A 24,753-nucleotide genomic window follows, 5' to 3' on the forward strand; every position below is an offset into this window, starting at 1 on the left:
ATGAACACAGTATGAACAAACAACTATAGTTTTGACAAAATAGTGAATGAAAAAAACAACCTTTGGGAAAAGGTTGCTTTATACTTGCTCTGGTAAGATAACGGTAAATGTTGTCATTTTCCCTTCTTCACTTTCAACTATTATTTCACCATCATGTAATTCTACTATTTTTTTGACGATGGATAATCCAAGTCCATTACCAGATTTTAGACGACTTCGAGCAGGATCACCTGTGTAAAAGCGATCAAAAATATGCGGTTGGATATCCTTTGGGATACCAATGCCTGTATCTGTTATTCGGACAATGATTTGTCGTTCTCTACTTGTAAGTTGGATGTGAATGCTGCCTTCATCTGGGGTGAACTTAATACTATTGCTGAGCAGATTTAGCCATACTTGACTGAGCTGGTCTTGATCAGCAAAGATCGTTATTTTTTCTAGCTTCACCGTTACTTTTAACTGTTTTTCTGACCATTGCGGTTCCAAGAAGGCTACGAGTCTCCGAAGTTGTTCATCCAAACGGTAAGATTCAGGGTGAAAGGGGTGGTGATTGGATTCAAGGGAAGCCAATTTTAGTAAGTTTTCACTCAAGCGAGATAATCTTTCGGTTTCCTGCTGGATAATATCGAGAAATGCAGTTCGTTCTTCGATTGAAATGGTTTGGTCTTTTAACATTTCAGAATATCCTCGTATGGAAGTGAGAGGCGATTGGATTTCGTGAGATACATTGGATACAAAGTCTTGGCGCATTTGTTCCAGCTCACTTAATTCCTTAGCCATTCGATTAAAACTATGTGCAAGTGTGCCAAGCTCGTTCTTTTGTTTTACTTCCAGATGGATATCAAAGTTGCCTTGGGATAGTTTTTTAGTTGCCGATGTCATCGCTTTTAACGGTCTTACAAGGTATTGAGATGCAATTAATATCAAAATACTGCCTATGATAAAAACGCTGTAGAGAACGGTATGTACAATTTGATTTATTTTTTCACTAAATCTCAGTTCATTTAGTTTAATGAAGAGTGCATAAGGCTGGTTATTGATTTGGAATGGTAACCCTACCACTTGAACTGATTTCGTATTCGGTTTTCCATAATAAATTCCTCCTTTTTTTACAAATTGAATATCATTATTTGTAAAAGGTGGACTTGTTTTTTTGGGATTCAAACTAAAATATTTTCCATTTTTTGAGTTGGTAAATAACCAAATATCATAATGGAGGAGGGAAATGCTATTCAAATAGGTATCTATGTTTTTTGAAGGGTTTTGCTGGTACAAAGATATTATTTCTTTCCCTTGGCGAACGATAGTTTGCTGAATTTGCTTTTCTAAGTCTTGGCGGTACAGTATATCAGCAATAAAAAAAGAAATGACTAAGCTTATAATGACAACACCAATAAAGGTAATGACCAACCGAAAATAAAGAGTGCGCATCATGAGGGCACATCCAATCGGTAGCCAAGACCTCGAATCGTCGTGATTTGAAAAGCGTTTGTTTCTTGATCAAAGCGTTGACGAAGCCGCTTGATATGGACATCGACTGTTCGTTCATCGCCGACAAAGTCAATTCCCCAGATTCTTTCAATCAATTGGGTTCTTGTAAAAATCTGACTAGGGTAACTGGCTAATTGAAACAGAAGCTCAAATTCTTTTGGAGGGAGCTTTATCGTTTGATGTCCTATGTTGACGGTATAACTATTGGCATCAATAACTGTATCACCTATTTCTACCCAGTTACGGGATGTCATGCGGGCACGTCGGAGTAACGCTTTTACCCGTGCCACAAGTTCCAATGGATCAAATGGTTTTGTGATATAGTCATCCGCCCCGATTTCCAATCCTTTGATCCTCTGATCCATTTCCTGTTTTGCAGTTACCATTAAAATTGGGGTGTCATGTGCTTTACGAATTTCTCGACAAACTTCCCATCCGTCTTTTTCAGGTAACATAATGTCTAGCACTACTAGGTCGATCGGCCTAGAATATATTATAGTGAGAGCATGATCGCCATTTTCCGACTGATGAATTTCAAAACCTTCTTTTTTTAAATAAAATGCAAGCATATTTCGAATATGAATATCATCTTCTACGATGAGAATATTTACCATTGATTGTCCTCACAGCTGTTTTTTGGGCCAGATTAACATGTTTGATCGATTATATCAAACTTTATTTTATCTGTTTAATAATGGAATTTCACTAGTGATTTTTTATTTATATTTATAAAACTATTCTTTTTCAGTATAATCATTTTGTATTGTCGTTATCCCTTAAGGAGAAAAAATGCCATCTGCATGGAGTAATGGCCCTCGTACGGAAATGGAAACTTACTATTCAGGAGTGGCGGGAAGGAATATCGCCCTACAGAGGGAGTACTGGGGCTGGTCCCAGCAAGCGTGTGAGCATATGCTTCGCTTGCTGGGAGTGGGAATCAGCAGCCTCTCTGAAATCGAAAGAGCTGTATCTGTTGGTCAGTCCGCACCTGTTTTGACCATAGACCAGCTCATAGGCTGTGCAAAAATATTTCGAACCACTCCTGAGTGGCTGCTAACGGATCACTCAGACGAGATTCATTCAGGAGACTTTGTCATTCTGGAGAGAGAAGACCTTGTCCCCTATCCGAAAAACTATTATGCCAGAGTCGTTGGCGACAATGTTCGTGAAGAGAGGATAAAGCATGGATGGTCAATAAAGCAGCTTTCCGAATACGTCGAGGCTCTGGGAATCCGCTTGAAGAGTAACCGGCTTTCTGTGATCGAAGTAGGCTCAACCAATACTTCTATTACGGTGGACCAGTTTATGGGGTTGGTAGTAGCACTGGAAACAAGTTCAGATAGGTTGCTTATAGAATCACGGTTGAAGGTTCTCCTATTTTTGCTGCAAGGTGAAAATGAAATACAGGTAGACAAGATTCCTGAAGCCACCAACACATTTCTCGAAAGGTTGTATCACGAGGAATTGGTAGGGAAGTTCTTGAGAAATAAAAACATACACTACCTTCTTTCACCACTAGGCAGTACAGAAGCTAAGGAGGGTCTCCAGCGGATGGAGCTAAGTGGTATTCCGATCCTCCTCTAATAAGGGATAAAAGGCTCATGAAGACATATCCATTTGTCTTCATGAGCCGGCTCTATATGGAACAAGATATGTACTATTTATTTTGAAACCTTTACTACCCCGCAAGCGATACGATTACCAGCGTTTCCAGTTGGGTCTGTTTTCTCGTCATCTGGTTTTTCATGAATCACAAAAGCAGTTCCTGCACTTTGAAAGAGTGAATTTTTTTGTCCGGCTTCCAGTGTAATTCCTTCGAGTTTTTTGGTTAATTGAAATGTTCCATCATTTTTGACTGTGATATTCCCCAAGTCCCCTGCATGATTTCCTAGTGGATTGAGATGGCCATGTTGTTTTCCTGTTGGATTAAAATGAGGTCCTGCTGATTTAAAATCCGGTGCAGAGCACTTACCTACTGCATGAACATGGAAGGCATGAGGGCCTGCGGGTAAATTTTGTGCTTTAACATCTACTTGTACCCCATCGTGAATCTCCGTTATTTTCACCGTTCCTACATTCATTCCTTTGGAATCAATCAACGTTGCTACGGCTTGTTTGGATGCGTGTGATGTACATCCTATTGTGAGTGAAGACAGCAAAAAAGGTAACAGAAGGAGATAAATACGCATTAGAAGTTCCTCCTCGATAAGTATTTATAACAATTATAACAAAATTTTCCGAATGATAACACGACTAAACTTCCCCTCACTTGTCCATACTGAATAGGGAGGAGGGAAAGTGATGAAAAAGTTTTTTGCACTTATAACATTTTTCTTATCGATGTGGATTGTATCAAGTCACCATATAGTAGAATCCAGTGTACCAAGTATTCCAAATGAAGCGGTGAGGCTGCGAATTCTCGCCAATAGTGATTCTGTTCAAGACCAGTGGCTCAAGCGTCAAGTTCGCAATGAAATCGTAACTGAAATGAAAACATGGGTACATAAACCAAAAAACATAGCGGAAGCTCGACAAATGGTTCGTCAACATCTGCCATTGTTTCAACAACTAGCGAAAGAAACAATTAAGAAATACGGCTTTTCGTATCCAGTCAAAGTCCAATTTGGACAAGTTCCTTTTCCAACAAAATTATATGGTGATCAAGTATATGCAGCTGGCAATTATGAAGCTCTCTTAGTAACAATAGGCTCTGGTAAGGGTGGTAACTGGTGGTGTGTACTTTTTCCTCCATTGTGTTTTGTTGATATGGGGAAAGGAGAGGCTTTTCCGAAAAACGACAGTGGTGCGGTTCTCTCTACCGATGTTCCAGAAAGGGAAGTATATGCAGAGGCTGGTAAAGATGAGAAACAGGTCAAAGCAAATCATTTAGAAGTTCGTTTCTTGTTGTTGGATAAAATGAAAACCCTTTTTAATTAGTTAGAAAAGACACTCATGAAAAAGAATGCCTTACATTTCACTTGGAGACTGTAGATTTTTCAAGTAGCTCCACAATAAGCAAATAAACCAGACCAAGAGGCAAAGAATGATGATTATCAAGTAAATGGTGAGATCATAAATTGATTTTCCTGAAGCTGTTTGTAAGAACAAAAATAGAATGAGTACGATCCAGGTAATTCCAGCAGTATGGATAGCTTTTCGAGCTTTATGCAAAGAAATAGTTGAATTTTGAAGGAACCATCCTATAATCGGGAGAGTTTGCATGCTATGAAAGCCTATAAAATGTATGATCATAATATTTCCTGCTTCCCCAACCCATCTTCCTTGCTCCATACTCATCCATAAACCTGATACAATCCCGCCTAAAAGAACTGCAATACAACTATATTTAACAGAGAGGAGAAGCAATGGGTGCTCTTCTTTTTTTGTTCGGAAAATAATAACCGTAAAAATAATAAATAATAGAATCAGTATGGCTGCCACATTTGTAATGAGATCATTCAAAAAAGAAAATGGAAGGTTCGTGTGGGTAAATCTGGCATTTATTCCCCTTAAGTTTTGTACCGTTTCACAAATGTATGCTACCAATGCTGTGACGATTAAGGGATACACAAGTATTTTTTTTCGTAAGGGTGTTGTAAGTTGTAACGTGGTCAGAAGAACGGCAGTTGTCAAGGCATAGATTCCAATCGCAAGATCAAAAGAAATTACATTTGAGAATTTTCCTTCGGGAGGTATATCATTACTACCATGAAAGATAAACAAACATCCACATAGTATTGCCACTATAATACCGATAAAACCTGTCCAAACTAACCCTTTCTCTTGAACATAAGTGTTTTTAAAAGTTTTAATGAAAGACATAGGAGATCACCTCTGAATATTATGTAAATAGAGCATATAACAGTAGGATGATATTAAAAACAAACAATAGACTGATATAATTTGAGACTAAAGTCTTATTGTTTAGATAATATATCAAGATTGTTTAGAAAAGGAGTTCCTTTTATTTTTTTCCAAATAAGATAAAAATGATTGTATCACGAAAGATTGTGCGTGGTTTGATTAAACAAATTCCTAAAAGAATACATTTATTGATGGTGAAATAAAGTAAAAAAAGCCTTACAAACATCGCGGCGGCCCTGCTTTATCGACATGTTTTCACATGGATAATGCAGAACCGCCTGTGCTGGCACAGAGGTGTCAGCTGTAGTTGATCCCGAAGACAACACGATCCGCCTGGACTTCGACGATCTCGGAACCGGGGGCAGGCGTGAAGCCGTTCCCGTGGTTCACGCCAACAACCAGAGTCTTGGTCCGCTGCTGCCGCTGTCCGGACTGCGCGGATCGAACCGCCGCCAGGCGCTGCTGGAAGGTCTGTGCGGGTTGAGTTGTCTGTTGACGCTCGGAACGAGTCGTCTGCTCCTGACCAGACTGCTGTGTGGAACGGATTTCCTCCACGTACCCGGCGATCTGCCTGCCGAGTGGGGAGGAGTTGTCGGTCTGTCCCATCGCCGCCTTGGCGAATGCGAGCGTCAAGTCGTGCTGACTGAAGGTCATGAGTGTCCTTTCGACTGGGATTCTCTTCTCATCATAACATGGATTTATACAAAGAGTCATGTTATTCATTTTATAAAAAATATATAAGTCTATCATCTAGAAAAATAGGTATAAATAAGCTTTTGTCTCATAGATTGAAATCAAGGCTATGAACAAAGGGAGTTTTGGGATGTTTTTTCTACGCAAAGCAGTGGAAGAAGATCGAAAATGGATAAATACTTGTAATTTAAGTGTATCTGGTGAGCCGGTACATAAAATCGATGATTATTTTATTGTGCAATCCTTTCTCGATCAAAAACCAATTGGAATGTTGGCGATTGAGTTACATGAGAGCGTAGGATACTTGCATTCGCTGCGGTTTGCAAATGGGACGCCAACAATAGAACAATTGGGTGCTTTGTTCGATCACTTGATGATGTATTGTCAGAAACAAGGAAAAAAACAACTCTGCTTGGTTGTTCCACCGACATCGAAATGGCTGCTGGATTTGGGTTTCACACCGTCAGAGAAAGTACCGGAAAGTATAGTAAATTCAACCCATTACAGACAAGTAGCTTCAAATGGCATGTTATTAAGCTATCCACTCCATCCTTAATTTGCATTTTCATCCACAATCCGATACCTTGAAAAGATAATAAGAAAACAAGGGGTATCAAAGTGACAACTGTAATTAACCTTACCTATGATCAAAAACGAGACTTTTATCTTCAACATTCCGATATAAAAAAAGCCGCCCATCTTTTACAAACAGGCGGCTTAGTTGCATTTCCGACTGAAACAGTCTATGGATTGGGTGCAGATGCCACCAATGAAGCAGCAGTCCGTCGGATTTTTCAAGCCAAAGGTAGACCTAGTGATAACCCGCTGATTGTACATCTAGCTGAGATGGAGCAGATCGAAGAGTGGGTAAGGGAAGTCCCTAGTGTTGCTAGACAACTTATGGAGCGATATTCACCTGGTCCTATCACCTATGTAATGAAACACCGAGAGGGTTTTGCAGCAGGTGTAACTGCTGGACTTTCTACTGTGGGTATACGTATACCTGATCATCCACTTGCTTTAGCATTAATAGAATTGGCGAATGTGCCAATTGCTGCCCCAAGTGCCAATCGGTCTGGCCGCCCAAGTCCTACTAGTGCAAGTCATGTAGCAGAAGATTTGAGTGGGAACATCGATCTCATTTTAGATGGGGGAAGTACGACAGTTGGGGTAGAGTCTACTGTTGTTGATGTAACAGGGGAGACTCCTGTTTTACTGAGGCCAGGTGGAATTACATTAGAAGATTTACAGGCAGTAGCAGGAGATGTATTAGTGGATACTGCTCTACAAGAAAAACCTCGATCACCTGGGATGAAATACCGCCATTATGCTCCGAAAGGGGAAATGTGGTTGGTGACAGGTGAAGACATGGCAGAAAAGATTCAAACTATTTCCCGGGAAAAGATAAAATCTGGATACCGTGTCGGTATATTAACTACATCAGAAAATGAAGATAAATATGTGGGAGTTCAAATAGTAGTTTGTGGAAGTCGTACTTATCCAGCATCTGTGGCAAAAGGATTATATGATGCATTACGTAAGTTTGATGCAATGGATATAGACTTTATTTTATCTGAAACGTTCCCATTGCATGGTTTATATTTGTCTGTAATGAATCGATTAAACAAAGCAGCAGAAGGAAGAACAATCTCATGATTAGGAGAATGCTATGATAAAACTGCTAGATGTATCGGATAGGTACACTGCTGAGCAAGTTTTACAACTACAAATTCCAGCATACCAAGTGGAAGCACGAATAATAGGGATGGATGATATACCGCCGTTAAAAGATACAATAGAGAGTTTGCAAAGCTCAACAGAAACATTTTTTGGGTATTATCATGAGAAAATACTTGTTGGTGTGATTAGTTTTCAAATCATCGAAGAGGTGTTAGATATCTATCGTGTTTTCATTCATCCGACTTATTTTCGCAGGGGAATAGCTAGAACAATGCTCCAATTTTTATTTCATAAATATGAAAATCAAGTGAGCGGATTTAAAGTTCAAACGGGTTCTGTTAATATACCAGCAATTAACCTGTATCTTTCTTTGGGATTTCAAAAAGTAGACCAATTGACAGTAAATTCTATACTGTCTTTAACTGTACTTTATAGGAATTCAGCAGAAAATACCCACTTTTAAAATAAGTGGGTAGAAATCAAGTTATATATTAAGTTTATTAATTTTGACCATCTGTTTCCTACTACTTAGCAGTCATTCCACCATCAATAATGTGAGATGTTCCAGTGATGTATTTCGCTTTGTCAGAAGCTAAAAATAAAACACTCTCTGTTACTTCATCTGCTTCCAAATAACGTCCCATTGGAAGTAAGCTTAAAATTTGTTGTCTTCCCATCATTGGATCATCAGGGAAGAGAATTCTTTCCACATCATCCATCATAGAAGATTTCATAGGTGCCGGAATTACTGCGTTTACTCTTACTCCTGATGAGACGCAATCCAATGCAGCCGACTTCATAAATCCAAGCAGTGCATGAGATACCATAGAATAGGCAGAAAAGAATGGCAATCCTCGTAATCCAAAAACAGCTGATACAAAAAGGATACATCCGCTTTGTTGTTTTTGCATGACTGGCAGCACATATTTGTAATTCAAGAAAGAAGTCAATACATTGGTTTCAAACGTATCCATTATGTAATGTGATGAAATGTCAGAAGCTTGGGTAATAGGGCCATAAATACCTACACCATTGATTAAGACATCAATATTACCGAGTAAATCAACTGTTTTATCAACATAGTGTTTTACTTGTTCATCATCTCTGCAATCAGCTGGAATAAAAATGGAATCCGATCCATTTGGCAGTTGTTCTTTTAGTTCATCTAACTTTTCATTATCATTATCAATGAGGACTAGAAAAGCCCCTTCTTCTTGAAATCGTTTACTCAATGATGTCCCAAGTGTTCCCGCAGCTCCAGTGATCATCACAACTTTATCTTTGAATTCCACCTAAATCCATCCTCTCTATTTATTTTATTTTGAATAAACAAATAGGAAAATACAGTAATTTATGAGCGAATCATTTCCAGTGTGCAGTTACATCTAGCACATGAATAGTGCTGGAATTCCCTTTGTATTTATGTTTTTGAATTTATATTCTTCGGATATGTATAGCAACCTTGTTTACTTGATAATAGATAGGGTATATCCATTTTGCTGTTTGTTGCTCACAATTTATCTATTACAAACCAATGATAGAAAAGGTAGTTGTGATTTTAAACTTACATACATTATTTTGCTAACATACCGCCGTCAATAATATGAGATGTACCATTAATATATTTTGCTCGATGGGAAGACATATACACCGCAGTTTCCGCTATTTCTTCTGGTTCTACATATCGACCATAAGGAAGAAATCCTAAAATGTGCTTTCGTCCTAAGTGCGGATCACTTGGGAATAGTGCCTTCTCTACTTCCTCCATCACAGGAGAGTTAGTTGGAGCAGGTATCAGCGCATTTACTCTTACACCCGTGAGTGCTGCTTCAAGTGCTACGGACTTCATAAATCCAAGCAAAGCATGACAAGCAGTAGAGTAAGCTGCAAAATGTGGCAGGCCGCGAAGACCGTGCACAGCAGATGTAAACAAAATAGAACCATAGCGCTGCTTCTGCATTACTGGGTAAACGTATTTATAATTTAAAAATGCGGTTATAACATTTGATTGGTAAATTTCCATCAAATGAGATGTGTCAAGTGTGGTTGCTGGTTTTACATCACCTGTAATACCTACGCAATGGACAAATGCTTCAATCCCACCGAATAAATCTATTGTTTTGTTTACGTAGTGCTTTACCATTTCTTCATTTGTACAATCTGCATGGAAGTATAGGGCTTCTACATCTTTTGGTAGGTAATCTTTTAATGCATCTAAACCTTTCTGGTCTTTATCGATAAGTACTAAGATTGCCCCTTCCTCGTGAAAACGTTTGCTTAATACTTTCCCGATCGCTCCTGCAGCTCCAGTGATCATCACAACTTTGTCATGAAAATCCATTTTGTTCATCCTTTCATGGAGTCTTCCGATAAAAATTGGAAAAATCAATAGGAATTACTAATTATCTTTTGAAGATTGATAATTACATTAAATATAAATTAATGATAATGAAATAATAGCATATTCAAGATATTAAAAGTAGAAATTGTAAGAACAATAACTTAGTGCTAGAAAATGGAACGTAATTTATACTCATTCGTATGTCTTCCATTTTATCCATTCTATCTTTTTTCTTCTCTGCATAACCTTGTCTTATGAACCAAGGACAAGGAGGTTCACCATGAATATTAGCACATTGGCATGGGGACAAATTTTCACACTCAGCATCATCGCTATCGCTTTAGGAATGGATGCTTTTTCACTTGGATTGGGTCTTGGCATGCGTAAACCTACCCGTAACAAAGCCGTATTAATCAGTAGTTTTATTGCTATTTTTCATGTTTTCATGCCTTTGATTGGAATCTGGATTGGACAATATTTAAGTCTTTATTTTCACCATATTGCAGTTATTATTGGTGGTGCATTGCTCTGTTTACTCGGTTTACAGATGCTTTGGTCGAGTATTCAAGACAGGGAAGAAACTCTACCATTTAGTGATAAAACGATTATTGGGGTCATATTGATTGCATTCAGTGTAAGTTTGGATTCCCTATCCGCTGGGTTAAGTTTAGGCTTTTTTGCAACAGACCCGATGTTAACGGTCTTTTTGTGCGGATTGGCTGGAGGAATAATGTCTTGGTTTGGATTATATTTTGGGCGTTTAATGGGTAGCTGGATCGGGAAATATGGAGAAGTATTCGGTGGTTTTGTTCTCATTACACTGGGAGTCCAATTTATTTGGTAAGTATTTGTCAAATACTTTTGGAATGTGTTATACATGAGTAGTGGGGGTCTTTTTTGCGCATACCCACTGAAAGGAATGAAGAAAGGTGGGAAATAAGTTGAAACGTGTTTTGTTTGTCTGCACAGGTAACACATGTCGAAGCCCGATGGCAGAAGCAATTCTTACGCATATGTCGAAACAAAAACAATTCCCGCTAGAGGTTCGTTCAGCGGGAATTTATGCTGTACCTGGAGACAATATTAGCCCACAGGCAAAGGAAGTACTTACTTCGGAAGGTATCCAAACAGATCATCAAGCTCAAAGGTTAGATTATGAACTACTCGAATGGGCAGATGTGATTCTTACTATGACACAACAACATAAAAATGCAATCTTATTAGAATCACCTGCGTCGGATAAAAAAGTTTATACACTAACAGAATATATAACAGATGATTCATTTGATATTATGGACCCATATGGTTCTTCTGTTGAAGTATATCGTCGATGTGCAGAAGAGATATATCAGCATCTGGAAGACCTAATAAAAAAATGGTCGAGGGAGTAGTTCAAAAAATGAAAATAGCAGTCGGTTCGGATCATGGTGGTATTCATTTAAAGAAAGAGATTATCGCCTATCTGAAGTCTAAAGAAATCGATTTTGAAGATTGTGGTGCATATGTGGAAGAGTCTGTCGATTATCCCGATTATGCAGCTCCTGTAGGAAATAAAGTGGTAAATAAAGAAGTGGATTTAGGTATTTTGGTTTGCGGGACAGGCATAGGCATGTCCATCGCGGCAAATAAAATTAGAGGGATTCGTGCAGCAGTCGTTTCTGATGAGTTTTCTGCAAAAATGAGTCGCGAACACAACAACGCCAACATTCTCTGTCTTGGTGAGCGCGTAGTTGGACGAGATTTGGCATTGTCGATTATGGATGCATGGCTCAAAGCTTCTTTCCAAGGTAATAGACATGAAAGGCGTATCGAGAAGATCGCTAGACTTGAGGAATTACGTTAAATGGAACAGATTCATCAGGAAACAGCAGCAGCTCTTCAAGATTTGCTTGATGCATTTCCACTTGATGACCAGAAATTGCTTGTCGTTGGTGTGAGTACGAGTGAAGTGTTAGGTGAGCGAATAGGGAGCTATGGAAGTGATCAAGTTGCTGAAGCTATTTATGGGGTCTTCTCCGAATATATGCAGCGATTTGGATTTATGCTCGCTTTTCAATGCTGTGAACATCTCAACCGAGCACTTGTTGTATCGAGGGCAACAGCGGCACGATTACATCTAACAGAGGTTGCAGCAGTACCAGTAAGACATGCTGGAGGGGCGATGGCATCTTATGCATATCGTCATTTAGCCGATAGTATATTAGTAGAATCCATAGCGGCAGATGCGGGAATAGATATAGGCAGTACGTTAATCGGAATGCATGTAAAGCCTGTGGCAGTTCCCGTACGCCCCAAAAATCCTTATATTGGAAAAGCTTATGTTACGATGGCGAGAACCAGACCGAAGCTAATCGGGGGAAGTCGTGCTGTTTATGTACTGGAAAATAAATAACCACCAAAAGAGCGCTGACAGCAGCGTTCTTTTGGTAAATATTATTTTAATGAAAGTAAAAATCGGATCAGTTCAAGCATTTATTTTTTTCAGTAGTTCTTCCGCTGCCAATTTTATATTCTTTTTCCCTAGAATTGCAGACACAATTGCAACACCATCTATATTTGTTTCCATTATTTCGGATATGTTTTCTTCCTTTATCCCACCAATACCTACAATCGGAATCGATAGAGTTTTGCGAATTATGCGAAGTTCATCTAAGGATACATTTTTTGCATCTAGTTTTGTATTTGTAGGATACACCGAACCAATACCGATGTAGTCTGCCCCTTGTTCTTGTGCAAGAACGGCTTCGTCTAATGTAGTTGCTGACACGCCGATAAACATCTTTTCACCAATAAGTTTCCGTGCAACGGATATAGGTAAATCTTCCTGTCCGATATGCAATCCTTCAGCATTTATTGCAAATGCAATATCAAGACGGTCATTGATAACAAGTGGGACATCGTATTTTGAAGTGATTTCTTTTACTTTCATTGCTAGATGATAAAATTCTAAACTACTACAGTTTTTTTCTCTTAGTTGAACGATTGTTACTCCACCTTTTATTGCTTCTTCAACAGATTCAATGAGATCTCGTGACCCTAAAATATCCCGGTTCGTGACTAAATATAGTTTGTAATCAATTGGTTTGGTTAGTGCCATTTCATTTTTCCTCCAAGTAACAATGTATCTGCATACATCTTGGACACTTCATCAAATAAATTCACTTTAAATGTTCCAATTGCTTCTCGATCCGTCAGGCGCTGCTTCGCCCGTTCACCACTTAAACCCATTGTTGTAATTCCGGCAACTGCTGCAAGGAAATAATCATTTGTTATACTTGCATAAGTGCCTATTAATGAGGTACTCATACATCCAGTTCCGGTCACATCTGCTAACATTTTATCTCCATTTGAAATGGTGCACACTCTATCTGTATCTGCAACAATATCAACTGCACCTGTAATGGCAACAACAGATCCTAACTCTGCTGATAGTGATTTGGCAATTGCAACACCATTTTCTTCATCAGCAATGGAATCAACGCCTTTAATCTGAACTTCTAAGCCAGCAATCATTTTTATTTCTGACATATTGCCGCGAACAACTGCAAACTGGACTTCTTTTAAAAGTTTTGCAACCGTATTTGTTCGAAGAGTTGTAGCCCCTGCACCTACTGGATCTAAGATGACAGGAATACCTAATTGATTGGCTTTTTTCCCTGCTGTCAGCATAGATGGAATGGTTCGATCATTAAGCGTACCAATATTAATGACCAATGCAGATGCAAAAGTTACCATTTCTTCCATTTCTGCTATATCATCTGCCATGACAGGAGAACCCCCTAAGGCTAAAACTATATTTGCACAATCATTTACCGTTACATAGTTTGTTATATGATGAACTAACGGCTTTTTTTCTTTTACACAGGCTACTAATTCACTAATGTCATTAATCTTGGACATGTTTATCTCTCCCTAATGGTTTCCTGACAAATGTACGAATCAAAAATTGTAAAACAATATAAATGACACAAATCAATACCATACTCGGCACTGTTGCACCAAGAAAACTATCGATCTCTACGAATTTAAAATAAATAACTACCCCGATGATCCAAGTAACGATAGCAAGCCAATCTAATCTCAATGTTTTTCGTATTCTGGAGCGTTTCAAAATGAAGTAATCGGTTAATAAGATCGCATATAGTGGTGCAAAAAAAGAACCGATTGTATATAAAAATCCTTCATACCTCTCCATCGGAAAAACGATGGCAAGCAGAGTTCCCATTATCGTAAGGATCATTGCTACATGCTTTCCATTTAATTTTGGAAAGATGGTTGTAACGGAAATACCAGCAGAATAAGCATCCATAAAAGTTGTCGTAACAGTTGCCAAAACAACAATTCCTACAGCGAATAAACCGAGGTTTGCACTCATTAGTACTGCTACTGGATCAAACTCATGAAATGCAAGTGCAGCACCAAGCCCAATTGTATACATCCATGAGCTGCCAACCATATAGCCCAGGAAACTTCCAATTGCACCTTCCGAAGTTGATTTGGCGAATCGGGTATAGTCACTGATTAATGGAAGCCATGACAATGGCATAATGACAGATAATTCAACCGCTGCTCCAAAAGATAACCCTGAGGTACTTGGCTTTAAAAGAATTTCATCATTTTTAAAAACTACAAAACACAATACGATTGTTAAAACGAATAATAAACACACAGCTATACTATTTAACTTCTTCCAGGCATTTTGACCAAAATACAGCCAAATACAAATGAAGAAACCAATTACCAGACACCAAACCCATGGCTGATTAACATGATAGTTATTGGAAGTCACGAAATTGACAGATTGGGCACCTGTTAAAATCATAATTGCAGTCCAGCCAAGTAACTGCAAAACGTTTAAGATGGAGAATAGGTAACTGCCATAACTCCCAAATGAAATTTTAGTGGATTCCATTGCCGTTAAACGTTCACGCGATCCAATTACTCCTCCCAAAACAAGTAGCAGCGTTCCCATTACATGTCCTAATAAGATAGCGGTTAAACCTTTATAGAAACCTAGAGGTGCAATGAGTGCTCCTGTCATTATTTCCGCTACGGAAACGGCAGCTCCGAACCATAGTGTTGCAAAATTCCATTTTGTTATTTTTTTAGGTTGGTTGCTAGACATGGTGTTTCCCTGCCCTGTTATACAAGGAGTAAAAATGATGTACTGGACCAACGCCTTTTCCAATTGAAAAAGAGTGCCGAATTGCAAGTGTGATATAATCTTTTGCTTCTTTAATCGCTGCATTTAGTTGAAAATCATTTGCTAGATTAGAAGCAATAGCTGACGATAATGTACAACCTGTACCATGAGTGTTTGCTGTGTCTATTCTTGCTTCATGAAAAAAAGTAAATTCTTCACCATCAAAACATATGTCGGTTGCATCATTCTCACGGTGTCCGCCTTTAACAAGCACAGCTTTCGCCCCCAATGCATGCATTTGAATAGCAGCTTCTTCTATTTCTTTAAGCAGAGTGATTTTTCTTCCTGTTATCACTTCTGCTTCTGGCAGATTAGGAGTTATAAGTGTTGCGATCGGGATAAGTTCATGAATGAGAGCCTCTTTTGCATTTGGACTCAATAGATCATATCCACTTTTTGAAATCATAACGGGGTCGACAACAATATGCTTTGGTGCATATTTTGTTAATTTTTCCACGATTACTTTTATCGTTTCGATTTGTGAGACCATCCCTATTTTCACAGCATCTACTTCAATATCACGAAAAATGGCATCAAGCTGACTAGCAATCAAATCCGGTGTCATGTCTTGAACGGCAAACACCCCTTGCGTATTTTGAGCTGTTACTGCTGTAATCACACTCATTCCATAAACACCATGAGCGGAAAAAGTTTTCAAATCCGCTTGGATACCTGCACCGCCACTTGAATCAGAACCGGCTATTGTTAATACTTTTTTCATTTTCTCTGCTCCTTTCTTTGTGAATAGAACTTGGTTATTTCCAGATAATAGAAGTGGCTTGCAAGTAAACATAAAAAAGCACAAATCCCCATGAGGACTTGTGCTCGAACAAATCGATGTCAGGAATACAAAATTAGATGTATTCACTCGCTCACTTTCCTACGCTGGCATTATCCAGATCAGGTTAAAGGGTCAAAGACTATTGTGTCTTAATCTCAGCCGACCATTTACGGCACCCCTAGTTCTATTCAAATTATAATTGTATTTCTATTTCATCTTAATTAATGCTGCTGATAAATTCAAGTGGTTAGCCAAACTTGATTCATTTTCAATATTCATTCCATTAATTTTTGAAATATTAACTTTTTGGAAACCATTTCCCATTGTAAGTATTATATATTTATGAATAAAGGGAATGATTTGATATCTCCCAATATACAAGAAAAGGTTGTAGATACGATGAAAAAAATAGCAAAAACGTTACTTGCTACTACTCTTTTAGTAACAGCTGCCGTTCCAGTTATCACATCGATTCCAGATGCACATGCTGCATATCAACATGCAACGAATAAAACATCAAAAGATCACAAACAAACCATTGATAAAACAGTAAAATTGGCTGCTCAAGGAAAAGTGATCAATAGTGAACAGTTTGGTTTGGGTTCTAAAGAGGGAGATATTATAAAAAAATGGGGACAACCCGAAAATAAGGAGGAATACAAAGGTTATCAGGAATATTTGGAATACAAAAAGCGTAAAGTGAGCTTTACCATTACCAAGGGTATAGTATCCAAAGTGACGACAACAGATAAACGAGTACTTGCGCTCTCACATGATGAGGTTCATAAAGCGTTAGGTGAACCGATCGATCATGATCAAGGTGCTGGGCAAATCTATGAAACGTATCAGTCGGGAAAAAACCTAATAGATATTCATTGGACAAATGTAACGGATAGAAAAGACGGATTAGAATTAGTAGAGCTTACTGTATATAAGAAGAATTGAGATTTTGTTCATCGGATCTGAAGTGAATGGAAAACAAACTAAAATGACGATCTAAATCGAAAAAGCACTTCTGGAATTTTTTTCAGAAGTGCTTTTCATCAATTTGAAAGTATTCTTTTGGTTATGGAATTAGGAGTTTCTTTGTTGATCTTTTATATTATTTGTTGTCTTTTTTTGTTCTTTTTAATAATTCATCCACAGCTTTGACATATCCACCAGCTTCTTGAAAAGCACGGCTGATTTTTAAGCTGTTTTGTTTGTAGGAGGGGTTGTTTAACGCTTCTAGTACTGCATTCCGCAATGAATCCACCTGTAAATTTTCTGGATCAAGCAAGAGGCCGGCCCCTAATTTTTCTACCCGTTCTGCTACCATAGGCTGATCATTTACGAGTGGTAACATGACAAGGGCATTTCCAAAGTATAATCCTTCACTTGTGCTGTTCATCCCGCAGTGGGTGATAAAAACATCACTGTGTTTTAAGACTTCTAGCTGTGGTACATAATTGCGCACGATAAAATTATCAGGGATAGGCCCAATATCTGTTGGGGATAAATGATTGCCTATGCTGAGAACCACTTTTATATCCAGATCTTTTAATGCATCCATGCACATTTGATATAAATCGGCTCGTTTATTGACAATTGTACCGAGAGCCATGTAAACTACCGGTTCTGTTTGCAGCTCATGGATAGGGAAATCCGTTTGGTCTTTTCGATCTATCAGAGAAGGTCCGACAAAGAGGTAATCGTCTCCATAAAGTTCAGACTCAGGCTGGAACAATCGAGAAGTAAACACAATGTGGGCGTCAGCTTCCACAGTCATGCCATTTAGAAAACCAGCGATGGAAATTCCATATTTTTTTTCTAGTCTTTTGTTTAGCTGTATCATTTGTTCTTTTTTTTCTTCAAATGCTTTTTTTGTTTCGGGTGACCATTTTTCCGTTACTTTTTTGAAAAAGTCGGATTTTTGATTGGAGGCAAAGGAAGACCATATCGCATAAGATGGTAACTTCTTCATGTCCGCAATCCATTTTCCAGGAGAATTCATCGCATCAAATAGAACATAATCATAAACTTCGTTTTGAATGTCTGTTAAAATTTCATCTGTAATCCATTCCATGGACTGCATCATTTTGTCCATATTACCAATCATAGGACTCCTGTTTTGATCCTTTTGGTTATGGAAGAAGCTTGCTATAAGCTCATTCATCAAGGTTTGTGCCTTTGAAGAGATCGAGCGAACTTCTGCACCTGTTTGTACCAGCTTGTCTTTGTAGTGATCACTTGTGTAATAGGTGACATGTTCTCCACGTCTTACTAATTCTGTTATGAAACCAATAGAAGGATTAATGTGTCCTTCCCCCATATAATTGACCATTAATACTCTGGACATTTTCAACACCTCATTTCAAAATATACACATAGTATCACTTTATTATATGAACGGAGTATGAATATCTGGAAAATTTGTATAAATTGATTAATAAGACATTGGTATCTTTCCTTTTGATATGGGTTCTTAGAAGCAAAAATGGATACAAAGACATTGTGAATATTAGGAATATAAAAAGCACAAATCACATAAAGGTAAAGTATTTGAAGTTCGATAACAATGAATGCTTGTACTCACGAGAGAAATTTAAGATAATGGGGCAGAAAAAGGAATAATCGGAAGATCAAACACTACTATGCTGGGGAATTTTGAGCAAAACTACAGAACGGTGGGTTATTCCACCGTTCTGTATCCCAAACAAATAAAGGTTTTCCCATTTTTTAATTGTTGTGGCAATATCTCCAGTAGCTCTTTTCCATTTGCTAAAAAGCGATAGGCAAAGTTGTTAATCCCTGTGAGGACAATGTGAAGTGCCAGATAACGTTTTCTCTAGGGATGTTGAGATGGAGGTTAGGCATACGTTTCAGAAGGGTGGTAAACGCAATATCTGCTTCCACACGGGCCAAGGGCGCCCCTAGGCACTTATGAATCCCATGTCCAAAGGCGAGATGCCGATTGATCTTACGTGTAATATCCAGTGCCTCTGGATGCTCAAACTGGTACTCATCACGGTTTGCTGATTTCGATAAAGGAATGACCATATCTCCCTTTTTGATCTGCTGCCCGGCAAGCTCGACATCTTCCATAGCAAAACGTGGTCCCGTCATTGTAGAGGGCCCATTGAAGCGGAGCAGTTCTTCAACGGCTGAAGGAACTAGACTGAAATCAGCTTTTAGTTTCTCCAATTGCTCAGGATGATCCAACAACATCAGAGTACCAGTAGCGATCAAATTTGAGGTTGTTTCATGGCCAGCAAAGACTAATAACGTAATCATAGAGAGCAGTTCTGCCTCGCTGAGTCGATCCCCCTCTTCTTCAATAGCTACCAACTGGCTGATCAAGTCATCAACAGGATACTGGCGTTTGTCGGCCACAAGCTGCGCAATGTATTCGTTGAAAGCTTGTATGTTCTCCGCAACCCCAGGCTCTAGTTTTCCAAGTCCAAGACCATTTGCGATCACACCAGACCAGTCAAGGATCTTTGTCCGATCTGCTAGAGGCACTCCAAGCATGTCAGAAATGACGTTGATTGGTAAGGGATAGGCATAGTTTTTTACGAGATCCATTTCACCTTGTTCTTGTACCTGATCAAGTAATTCGTCAGCAATCTTTTGCACATGTGGACGTAAGCTTTCCATGAATCTGGGTGTGAAGACTTTGGATACCAATTGTCGCAACCGACGATGATCAGGATCATCGACAGAGAGCATGGAATCGCCCAAGAATCTAGGAGTAGCGTCAACTTTTCCGATAGCAATTTGATGTAAGTCGTTGTTGCCATCAATAGAGCTGGGATCTACAGTAAAAAGGGTGTGATTTTTAAGAACCTGCATTGCCTCTTCCATACGTGTGACCATCCAAGCTTGACGATTTGTCCCTCCCATCGGAAACGAGATAGGAATAACGGCTCCCTTTGCTCGCATCTGCGCAAATGCAGGAAATGGATTTTCGCTGCCGTCACCACTAAACATACGGAATGCTGTTTTTTCTTGCATGGTTTGATCTGAAGTATTCATAACGATCTTCCTTTCTTAGGGGGGCTTTTTAGAGTAGGGTACCCAAATCACATGTTTGAACAAGAAGAAAAGGTAAGCTGGATAGTGTAGTTTGAGATTCTAATGTCGTTATTATTTGCTTGATTTTGGACCATGTTTTTTATTATTCACAATCGCAATTTTTTTATCATGAAGTAGCTACTGGTTTTAATGCTTCTTTTGATTCCTCTTTTGGTTTCTCCAAAGATGAAGGAACTGTTTCGGAGGGATCAACTTTTCTTTTTTTGCGCACATCTATTAAGAAGAAGCTGAGAATCAATGCTACAACCGTAATACCTGCAGACCAATAAAATGAATCTTGAATTCCAGCCATAGAGCTTTGTATTCCAATTTGTCCATAAAGCATATTAGTTAGTGCAACCTTTGCTTGTTCGATAGGAATACTGAGTTGCTGAGCCATTTGGATCACTTGATCTAGAAATGATTGTTGAAATTGGGGGTCCATTGTATTGGCTGAGCTTCGGAATATCCCCATATGAAAGCTGGTGCGACTGGTAAAGATGGTAGTCATGAGACTGATACCAACTGATCCCGAAATGGATCGTACCGTATTGGACAATGCGGTACCATGGGGATTCTTTTCGCTAGGGAGCTGATTCAGACCGGCTGTTTGAATCGGCATCATGAGTAACCCCATACCAATCATCTGGATCATATAAAGAACCATGATATATTGGTAACTGGATGCTATCGTTAAGTTGGTAAATTCATAGGTTGTGACAAGGTTGATCAGCATCCCTACGACGGCAAGGGGACGAGGCCCTACTTTGTCAAACAAGATACCAGAAACGGGCGATAAGACTCCCATGAGAATTGCACCAGGAAGCATAAGCAATCCCGACTCCAATGGAGTGAATCCTCGGAGATTTTGCAAATAAATAGGAAGAAGGAACATACCACCATACATCCCAATGGTAGTGATCATACTAATGATATTGGATAAGGTGAAGACTGGATATTTTAAAATCCGAAAATCTAGCATTGGACGTTTGGAATTCAATTGTTGGAAGACAAACAAGATAATACAAACTACTCCAACGACAATCGAAATATCTACGATAAGATCGTTCCATCCTCTACTTCCTGCTTCACTCAACCCGTAGAGTGCTGCGCCAAAACCAATGGTAGAAAGAACAGTTCCTACATAATCAAGTTTTAGTTTTTTATTTGTTTCTCCTAAGTTTTTCAAAAGAAAACTGGAAATGACCAATATCACTAAAGCAAGTGGAGCGATACCATAAAACAATAATCTCCAACTGTAGTGATCTAATACCCAACCTGAAAGTGTTGGACCAATGGCAGGGGCAAACAAGATTCCTAGACCAAAAATCCCCATCCCTTTCCCTCTCATTTCAGGAGGGAAAATGGACAATACCATAGTCATACATAATGGCATCAATATTCCAGCACCAACTGCTTGTATCAGTCTTCCAACCAACAAAAAAGAGAAAATAGGTGCTAATCCACAAACAATAGAGCCGCCTGTAAAAAAGAGCATGGCAGTAAGAAATAAGTTACGCATCCCAAACCGCTGTATCAAAAAAGCAGATAAAGGAGTCAAGATCCCGCTCACAAGCATGTATCCGGTCAACAACCATCCTGCATCCGTTGTTGATACGTTAAACTCTGTAATCAAATGCGGGATGGCTACATTTAATAATGTTTGATTTAACACGGATAGAAACATCCCCAGCATAATAACGGCCAGCAAAGGAATTTGTGAACGAATAGAATGATTGGCTTGTTCTGTCATATTTGTTCACATCCTTTAGCGATGTATCTTAATGGTAGCATTCATGCCAGGTACTACTTGATCAGAATAATTTTCAAGTTCAATTTTAACAGGTACATACTCTACTTCTTTGGTGTAATCGCCACTGGCATTTTGAGATGGCAGCAAGGAAAATTCTGAGTTTGTCGCTTTGCCGATTTCTTTTACTTTCCCATTGATGGTTGTACCGTTGTCTACGTCTATAACTACATCTACGTCTTGCCCGACACTTACATTTTTTATTTCGGTTTCTTCGAGATTTGCAATAACGTACAATTTGTTAAGATCCACAACTTGTGCAAGAGTTTGACCAGGTGCTATCGTTTCGCCTTTGATTCCTTTATTTAAAACGATAGATCCTTCGATTGGAGATGTGATTGAAACAGTGCTTTTTCCAGTAACTTTTCCAATCTCTTCATTTTCTGTTACCTGTTGACCAACAGTTGCTTTCCAATCTGTTATTTTCCCGCTACTTAAAGAGGTAACTGGGACCATATCTCCACTAACTTTCGCATTGTCTGTGGAAATGAAATTGGCAGAATTTTGGTAATAGTTAATACCAACAATACCAACCACTACTACAACCAAAAATATAAATGTATTGATAGCAATGAGTTTTCCTGTTTTCATTTTCTTATCTCACCTTATCTTTCGATTTTTACTTCGGCATGTACACCAATGGTTAAGCGATCAATCGGTAAATTACTTACAGATATTTTTATCGGAATTCGTTGTACTTCTTTTTCGGTAGAACTAGCTGTATCAGCAGAAGAATCTTGATAGAACTCTCCAGTGGCTGAGCCAACCTCTACAACTTTTCCATCATAAGATTCATCAGATAGGGACTCGATTGTCACTTTTACATCTTTACCTTCTTTGATGCGGCTAATTTTATCTTCATCCATATAAGCCAGTATATAGGCATCATTTAAATTAGCTATTTGCGCGATGGTTTGACCTTGAAAGACTTTTTGTTTTACATAGACACTGGTTTTTACAATGGTTCCATCCATCTTAGTTGCTAACGGCTTATTTGAAATGCGTCCTACAACATCTCCTTGCTTTACAGTGTCACCCTCTTGTACTTTCCAATCAGATAACACACCGGTTCGTGTTGCATTCAATGAATATAGATCTGCTTGTACTGTTGCATTATCGGTAGAAATATAGGTTTGTTGATCAGACACATATTGATAACCAAATGCCCCAATTCCCACCACCACGATAAACACGACAATTGTAGTTAACCATCGTTTCATTGGATTATCCTTCCTTTAATATCCCAACAAGCTTTTCAAGATGAACGGAGAGTTGTCGAAAATCTTCATCTGTAAGTTTTTCTAGGTATGTCCGATAATAGTGAGCTTGTGTAGCAGGGAAGTTAGCAAATAATTTTTTACTCTTCTGGCTTAAATCAACCCAAACCACTCGTCGATCTTTATCATCTCTCCTGCGAGTAACCATCTCTGATTTCTCCAAACGATCAATCACACCACTTACAGAACTCGGTTTGAAATCTAATTCCCTGCTGATTTCGACCATCGATAAGGAACCTTTTTGGTGGAGCAACCTTAAAACCTGTCCTTGTGGAATGGTTAAGTTATATTTTTTGAAGTGCTTATGCAGGATAGGAAGAGATTTTTTTAAACAAAAGTGCATAGCATTGACAAATTCCAGTACTTCATCATCAGTCAAATTATTCTCACCTCACATTAATATTTCACCTCATTAATATTTTCTATAAGAACATTTTTTATTATATTATTTAACATAGTGAAATGTCAACTAATGAAAATATAAACAAAGGAAACAATCTATAGTTGGAAAAAGTGTATTAAAGGGATAGTGGCAGGTGAAGTGCTAGGGAAGGGGCTAGATTGACTTGAATATTTTTTGAAAAACTATTTGGTTTAACTGTTTATTTCAAAATTTATTTCGTCTCATTAGGAAGTAAAGAAGAAGTATAAAATGTAATTCGAATGAGGAAATAACATGTTACAAGAGATATGGTTTACCCTTTACAGGGTTAGAACCATGAAGAAATTACAAAAAAATATAAAATCCCAACTTATACTCCTCTTAACAGGAATATAAGTTGGGATTTTTGTTTGTTTTCTAAGCTTATTATCAACACTAATATAGCATTTTGCAAAGGAAAGGGATCACAATTCACCCTTTAAAAAAGTTTGGAGTTATTTTGTTTTGTATTAACCTCGAACAAACTTCAGACGTGACCAGTCAAACAATTTTCCAGGGTCTTGTTTTCTGTTAGGTGCGTATTCAGCATGTCCTACTATATGCTTTCTGTCCCTTTTAATCGATGGATGACGTTTAAAAATCCCATTCAACAAAATATTCAGTGAATTGTATTGAGCATCTGTAAATCCTATATTTTTAGATGAGATCATATTATATGTTTTTTCTGACATAATAGGTAGCATCTCATCGCGGGTTCCAATTGCTAATAATTCTATTCCGATAGAATACTCATTCATTTTATTTTTATAAGTTGGTAATCCTGGCAGCTCTCCTTTTCCTGCATGAAAAGCAACTCGATTTTCACCGACCAGACGATAGATCGTCCCGTCTCTTGCAATCATATAATGTGCGGAAGTCCCAGTGCTAACGAAAATACGATAAATATCTTGTATATTGTATGGATTTGTAGGTTTGATTGCGGCATTTGAGGTGAAATGAATCAAAACATGAGTGACTTCTTTCGTCCGTATTTTTGAATTTTGTGACGGAAGGTAAAGATTTTTAATTGTAGGCTCCTGAGATATTACTAGACTTATTACCAGCCCCAAAATGAGTAAACATGGCGCAAAAATGACCCAAACAGAATTTTTCATTATAATCAGTTTTCCCTTGTTCTT

At 38.4% G+C, this 24,753-nt stretch carries 28 protein-coding genes and 1 riboswitch; of the genes, 11 read left to right on the plus strand and 17 right to left on the minus strand.

The window, feature by feature from the left end:
• Positions 1-78: 78 nt before the first annotated feature.
• Together AC5WOF_RS11865 and AC5WOF_RS11870 are read right to left on the minus strand one after the other, a co-directional pair.
• A complete protein-coding gene (locus AC5WOF_RS11865; protein WP_496050170.1) occupies positions 79-1,434 on the minus strand; it encodes a sensor histidine kinase in 1,356 nt (451 codons plus the stop codon).
• Positions 1,431-2,105, minus strand: a complete 675-nt coding sequence (locus tag AC5WOF_RS11870; RefSeq protein WP_496050171.1) for a response regulator transcription factor — start codon at positions 2,103-2,105, stop codon at positions 1,431-1,433. The genes AC5WOF_RS11865 and AC5WOF_RS11870 overlap by 4 nt, the downstream gene beginning before the upstream one ends.
• Before the next feature lie 175 nt (positions 2,106-2,280).
• Here AC5WOF_RS11870 and AC5WOF_RS11875 point away from each other — a divergent pair, with 175 nt between their 5' ends.
• Positions 2,281-3,075 (plus strand): helix-turn-helix domain-containing protein, encoded by a 795-nt coding sequence (locus AC5WOF_RS11875; RefSeq protein WP_496050172.1) that lies wholly within the window; start codon positions 2,281-2,283, stop codon positions 3,073-3,075.
• A 77-nt stretch (positions 3,076-3,152) separates the two neighbouring features.
• Here AC5WOF_RS11875 and AC5WOF_RS11880 read toward each other — a convergent pair whose 3' ends face one another.
• Entirely contained in the window at positions 3,153-3,680 is a 528-nt protein-coding gene (locus AC5WOF_RS11880; RefSeq protein ID WP_496050173.1) for a superoxide dismutase family protein, read from the minus strand.
• A gap of 112 nt (positions 3,681-3,792) precedes the next feature.
• Between AC5WOF_RS11880 and spoIIR the strand changes: the two genes are divergently transcribed.
• Complete coding sequence (spoIIR, locus tag AC5WOF_RS11885; protein WP_496050174.1) at positions 3,793-4,428, plus strand: stage II sporulation protein R; 636 nt, start codon at positions 3,793-3,795, stop codon at positions 4,426-4,428.
• A 30-nt stretch (positions 4,429-4,458) separates the two neighbouring features.
• On the opposite strand, the gene AC5WOF_RS11890 is transcribed toward spoIIR, so the two are convergent.
• Complete coding sequence (locus AC5WOF_RS11890; RefSeq protein WP_496050175.1) at positions 4,459-5,313, minus strand: hypothetical protein; 855 nt, start codon at positions 5,311-5,313, stop codon at positions 4,459-4,461.
• Positions 5,314-5,649: 336 nt separating this feature from the next.
• Here AC5WOF_RS11890 and AC5WOF_RS11895 point away from each other — a divergent pair, with 336 nt between their 5' ends.
• The 4 genes from AC5WOF_RS11895 to AC5WOF_RS11910 all read left to right on the plus strand — a co-directional run bounded on the left by AC5WOF_RS11895 (position 5,650) and on the right by AC5WOF_RS11910 (position 8,191).
• The gene (locus AC5WOF_RS11895) at positions 5,650-6,096 is read left to right on the plus strand and encodes a hypothetical protein (protein WP_496050176.1); all 447 of its coding nucleotides are present in this window, start codon (positions 5,650-5,652) and stop codon (positions 6,094-6,096) included.
• A gap of 82 nt (positions 6,097-6,178) precedes the next feature.
• Positions 6,179-6,604, plus strand: a complete 426-nt coding sequence (locus AC5WOF_RS11900) for a hypothetical protein (RefSeq protein ID WP_496050177.1) — start codon at positions 6,179-6,181, stop codon at positions 6,602-6,604.
• Positions 6,605-6,660: 56 nt separating this feature from the next.
• The gene (locus AC5WOF_RS11905; RefSeq protein WP_496050431.1) at positions 6,661-7,704 is read left to right on the plus strand and encodes an L-threonylcarbamoyladenylate synthase; all 1,044 of its coding nucleotides are present in this window, start codon (positions 6,661-6,663) and stop codon (positions 7,702-7,704) included.
• Between the two features lie 13 nt (positions 7,705-7,717).
• Positions 7,718-8,191 carry a GNAT family N-acetyltransferase gene (locus AC5WOF_RS11910; RefSeq protein WP_496050178.1) on the plus strand — a complete coding sequence of 158 codons (474 nt, stop codon included), beginning with the start codon at positions 7,718-7,720 and terminating at the stop codon, positions 8,189-8,191.
• 61 nt (positions 8,192-8,252) lie between these two features.
• Here the strand turns inward: AC5WOF_RS11910 and AC5WOF_RS11915 are convergent, their stop codons facing one another.
• Complete coding sequence (locus tag AC5WOF_RS11915) at positions 8,253-9,020, minus strand: SDR family NAD(P)-dependent oxidoreductase (RefSeq protein WP_496050179.1); 768 nt, start codon at positions 9,018-9,020, stop codon at positions 8,253-8,255.
• A gap of 281 nt (positions 9,021-9,301) precedes the next feature.
• Positions 9,302-10,069: an SDR family NAD(P)-dependent oxidoreductase gene (locus AC5WOF_RS11920; RefSeq protein WP_496050180.1), complete on the minus strand. Its 768-nt coding sequence runs from the start codon at positions 10,067-10,069 to the stop codon at positions 9,302-9,304.
• 280 nt (positions 10,070-10,349) lie between these two features.
• Between AC5WOF_RS11920 and AC5WOF_RS11925 the strand changes: the two genes are divergently transcribed.
• The 4 genes from AC5WOF_RS11925 (at position 10,350) to AC5WOF_RS11940 (ending at position 12,461) form a co-directional block, all read left to right on the plus strand.
• Positions 10,350-10,913 (plus strand): manganese efflux pump MntP, encoded by a 564-nt coding sequence (locus AC5WOF_RS11925; RefSeq protein ID WP_496050181.1) that lies wholly within the window; start codon positions 10,350-10,352, stop codon positions 10,911-10,913.
• Positions 10,914-11,010: 97 nt separating this feature from the next.
• Positions 11,011-11,460 carry a low molecular weight protein arginine phosphatase gene (locus AC5WOF_RS11930; protein ID WP_496050182.1) on the plus strand — a complete coding sequence of 150 codons (450 nt, stop codon included), beginning with the start codon at positions 11,011-11,013 and terminating at the stop codon, positions 11,458-11,460.
• An 8-nt stretch (positions 11,461-11,468) separates the two neighbouring features.
• Complete coding sequence (rpiB, locus tag AC5WOF_RS11935) at positions 11,469-11,912, plus strand: ribose 5-phosphate isomerase B (RefSeq protein ID WP_496050183.1); 444 nt, start codon at positions 11,469-11,471, stop codon at positions 11,910-11,912.
• Entirely contained in the window at positions 11,913-12,461 is a 549-nt protein-coding gene (locus AC5WOF_RS11940) for a TIGR01440 family protein (protein WP_496050184.1), read from the plus strand.
• Between the two features lie 72 nt (positions 12,462-12,533).
• On the opposite strand, the gene thiE is transcribed toward AC5WOF_RS11940, so the two are convergent.
• Genes thiE through thiD form a run of 4 tightly spaced genes read right to left on the minus strand, consistent with a single transcriptional unit; the run spans position 12,534 to position 15,993 of the window.
• Positions 12,534-13,166, minus strand: coding sequence for a thiamine phosphate synthase (gene thiE, locus AC5WOF_RS11945; RefSeq protein ID WP_496050185.1), 633 nt, complete (start codon positions 13,164-13,166; stop codon positions 12,534-12,536).
• Complete coding sequence (gene thiM, locus AC5WOF_RS11950) at positions 13,157-13,969, minus strand: hydroxyethylthiazole kinase (protein ID WP_496050186.1); 813 nt, start codon at positions 13,967-13,969, stop codon at positions 13,157-13,159. Before thiM ends, thiE begins: the two co-directional genes overlap by 10 nt.
• Positions 13,956-15,194, minus strand: coding sequence for a putative hydroxymethylpyrimidine transporter CytX (gene cytX / locus AC5WOF_RS11955; RefSeq protein WP_496050187.1), 1,239 nt, complete (start codon positions 15,192-15,194; stop codon positions 13,956-13,958). The genes thiM and cytX overlap by 14 nt, the downstream gene beginning before the upstream one ends.
• Complete coding sequence (thiD, locus tag AC5WOF_RS11960) at positions 15,187-15,993, minus strand: bifunctional hydroxymethylpyrimidine kinase/phosphomethylpyrimidine kinase (RefSeq protein WP_496050188.1); 807 nt, start codon at positions 15,991-15,993, stop codon at positions 15,187-15,189. Before thiD ends, cytX begins: the two co-directional genes overlap by 8 nt.
• 139 nt (positions 15,994-16,132) lie before the next feature.
• Positions 16,133-16,243, minus strand: a riboswitch (TPP riboswitch).
• Positions 16,244-16,452: 209 nt separating this feature from the next.
• Here thiD and AC5WOF_RS11965 point away from each other — a divergent pair.
• Positions 16,453-16,998: a DUF4309 domain-containing protein gene (locus AC5WOF_RS11965; protein ID WP_496050189.1), complete on the plus strand. Its 546-nt coding sequence runs from the start codon at positions 16,453-16,455 to the stop codon at positions 16,996-16,998.
• Between the two features lie 157 nt (positions 16,999-17,155).
• Here the strand turns inward: AC5WOF_RS11965 and AC5WOF_RS11970 are convergent, their stop codons facing one another.
• The 7 genes from AC5WOF_RS11970 to AC5WOF_RS12000 form a co-directional block, all read right to left on the minus strand.
• Complete coding sequence (locus AC5WOF_RS11970; protein ID WP_496050190.1) at positions 17,156-18,391, minus strand: macrolide family glycosyltransferase; 1,236 nt, start codon at positions 18,389-18,391, stop codon at positions 17,156-17,158.
• Positions 18,392-18,813: 422 nt separating this feature from the next.
• Positions 18,814-20,067: a cytochrome P450 family protein gene (locus AC5WOF_RS11975; protein ID WP_496050191.1), complete on the minus strand. Its 1,254-nt coding sequence runs from the start codon at positions 20,065-20,067 to the stop codon at positions 18,814-18,816.
• 166 nt (positions 20,068-20,233) lie between these two features.
• Complete coding sequence (locus AC5WOF_RS11980) at positions 20,234-21,859, minus strand: DHA2 family efflux MFS transporter permease subunit (RefSeq protein ID WP_496050192.1); 1,626 nt, start codon at positions 21,857-21,859, stop codon at positions 20,234-20,236.
• Between the two features lie 15 nt (positions 21,860-21,874).
• A complete protein-coding gene (locus AC5WOF_RS11985; protein ID WP_496050193.1) occupies positions 21,875-22,507 on the minus strand; it encodes a transporter in 633 nt (210 codons plus the stop codon).
• Positions 22,508-22,521: 14 nt separating this feature from the next.
• Positions 22,522-23,136: a hypothetical protein gene (locus tag AC5WOF_RS11990; protein ID WP_496050194.1), complete on the minus strand. Its 615-nt coding sequence runs from the start codon at positions 23,134-23,136 to the stop codon at positions 22,522-22,524.
• A gap of 4 nt (positions 23,137-23,140) precedes the next feature.
• A complete protein-coding gene (locus AC5WOF_RS11995) occupies positions 23,141-23,572 on the minus strand; it encodes a MarR family winged helix-turn-helix transcriptional regulator (RefSeq protein WP_496050195.1) in 432 nt (143 codons plus the stop codon).
• 512 nt (positions 23,573-24,084) lie between these two features.
• Positions 24,085-24,729: an N-acetylmuramoyl-L-alanine amidase gene (locus AC5WOF_RS12000; protein ID WP_496050196.1), complete on the minus strand. Its 645-nt coding sequence runs from the start codon at positions 24,727-24,729 to the stop codon at positions 24,085-24,087.
• Positions 24,730-24,753 lie beyond the last annotated feature (24 nt).

The sequence above is a fragment of the Shimazuella sp. NTD250 genome, from assembly GCF_059510375.1.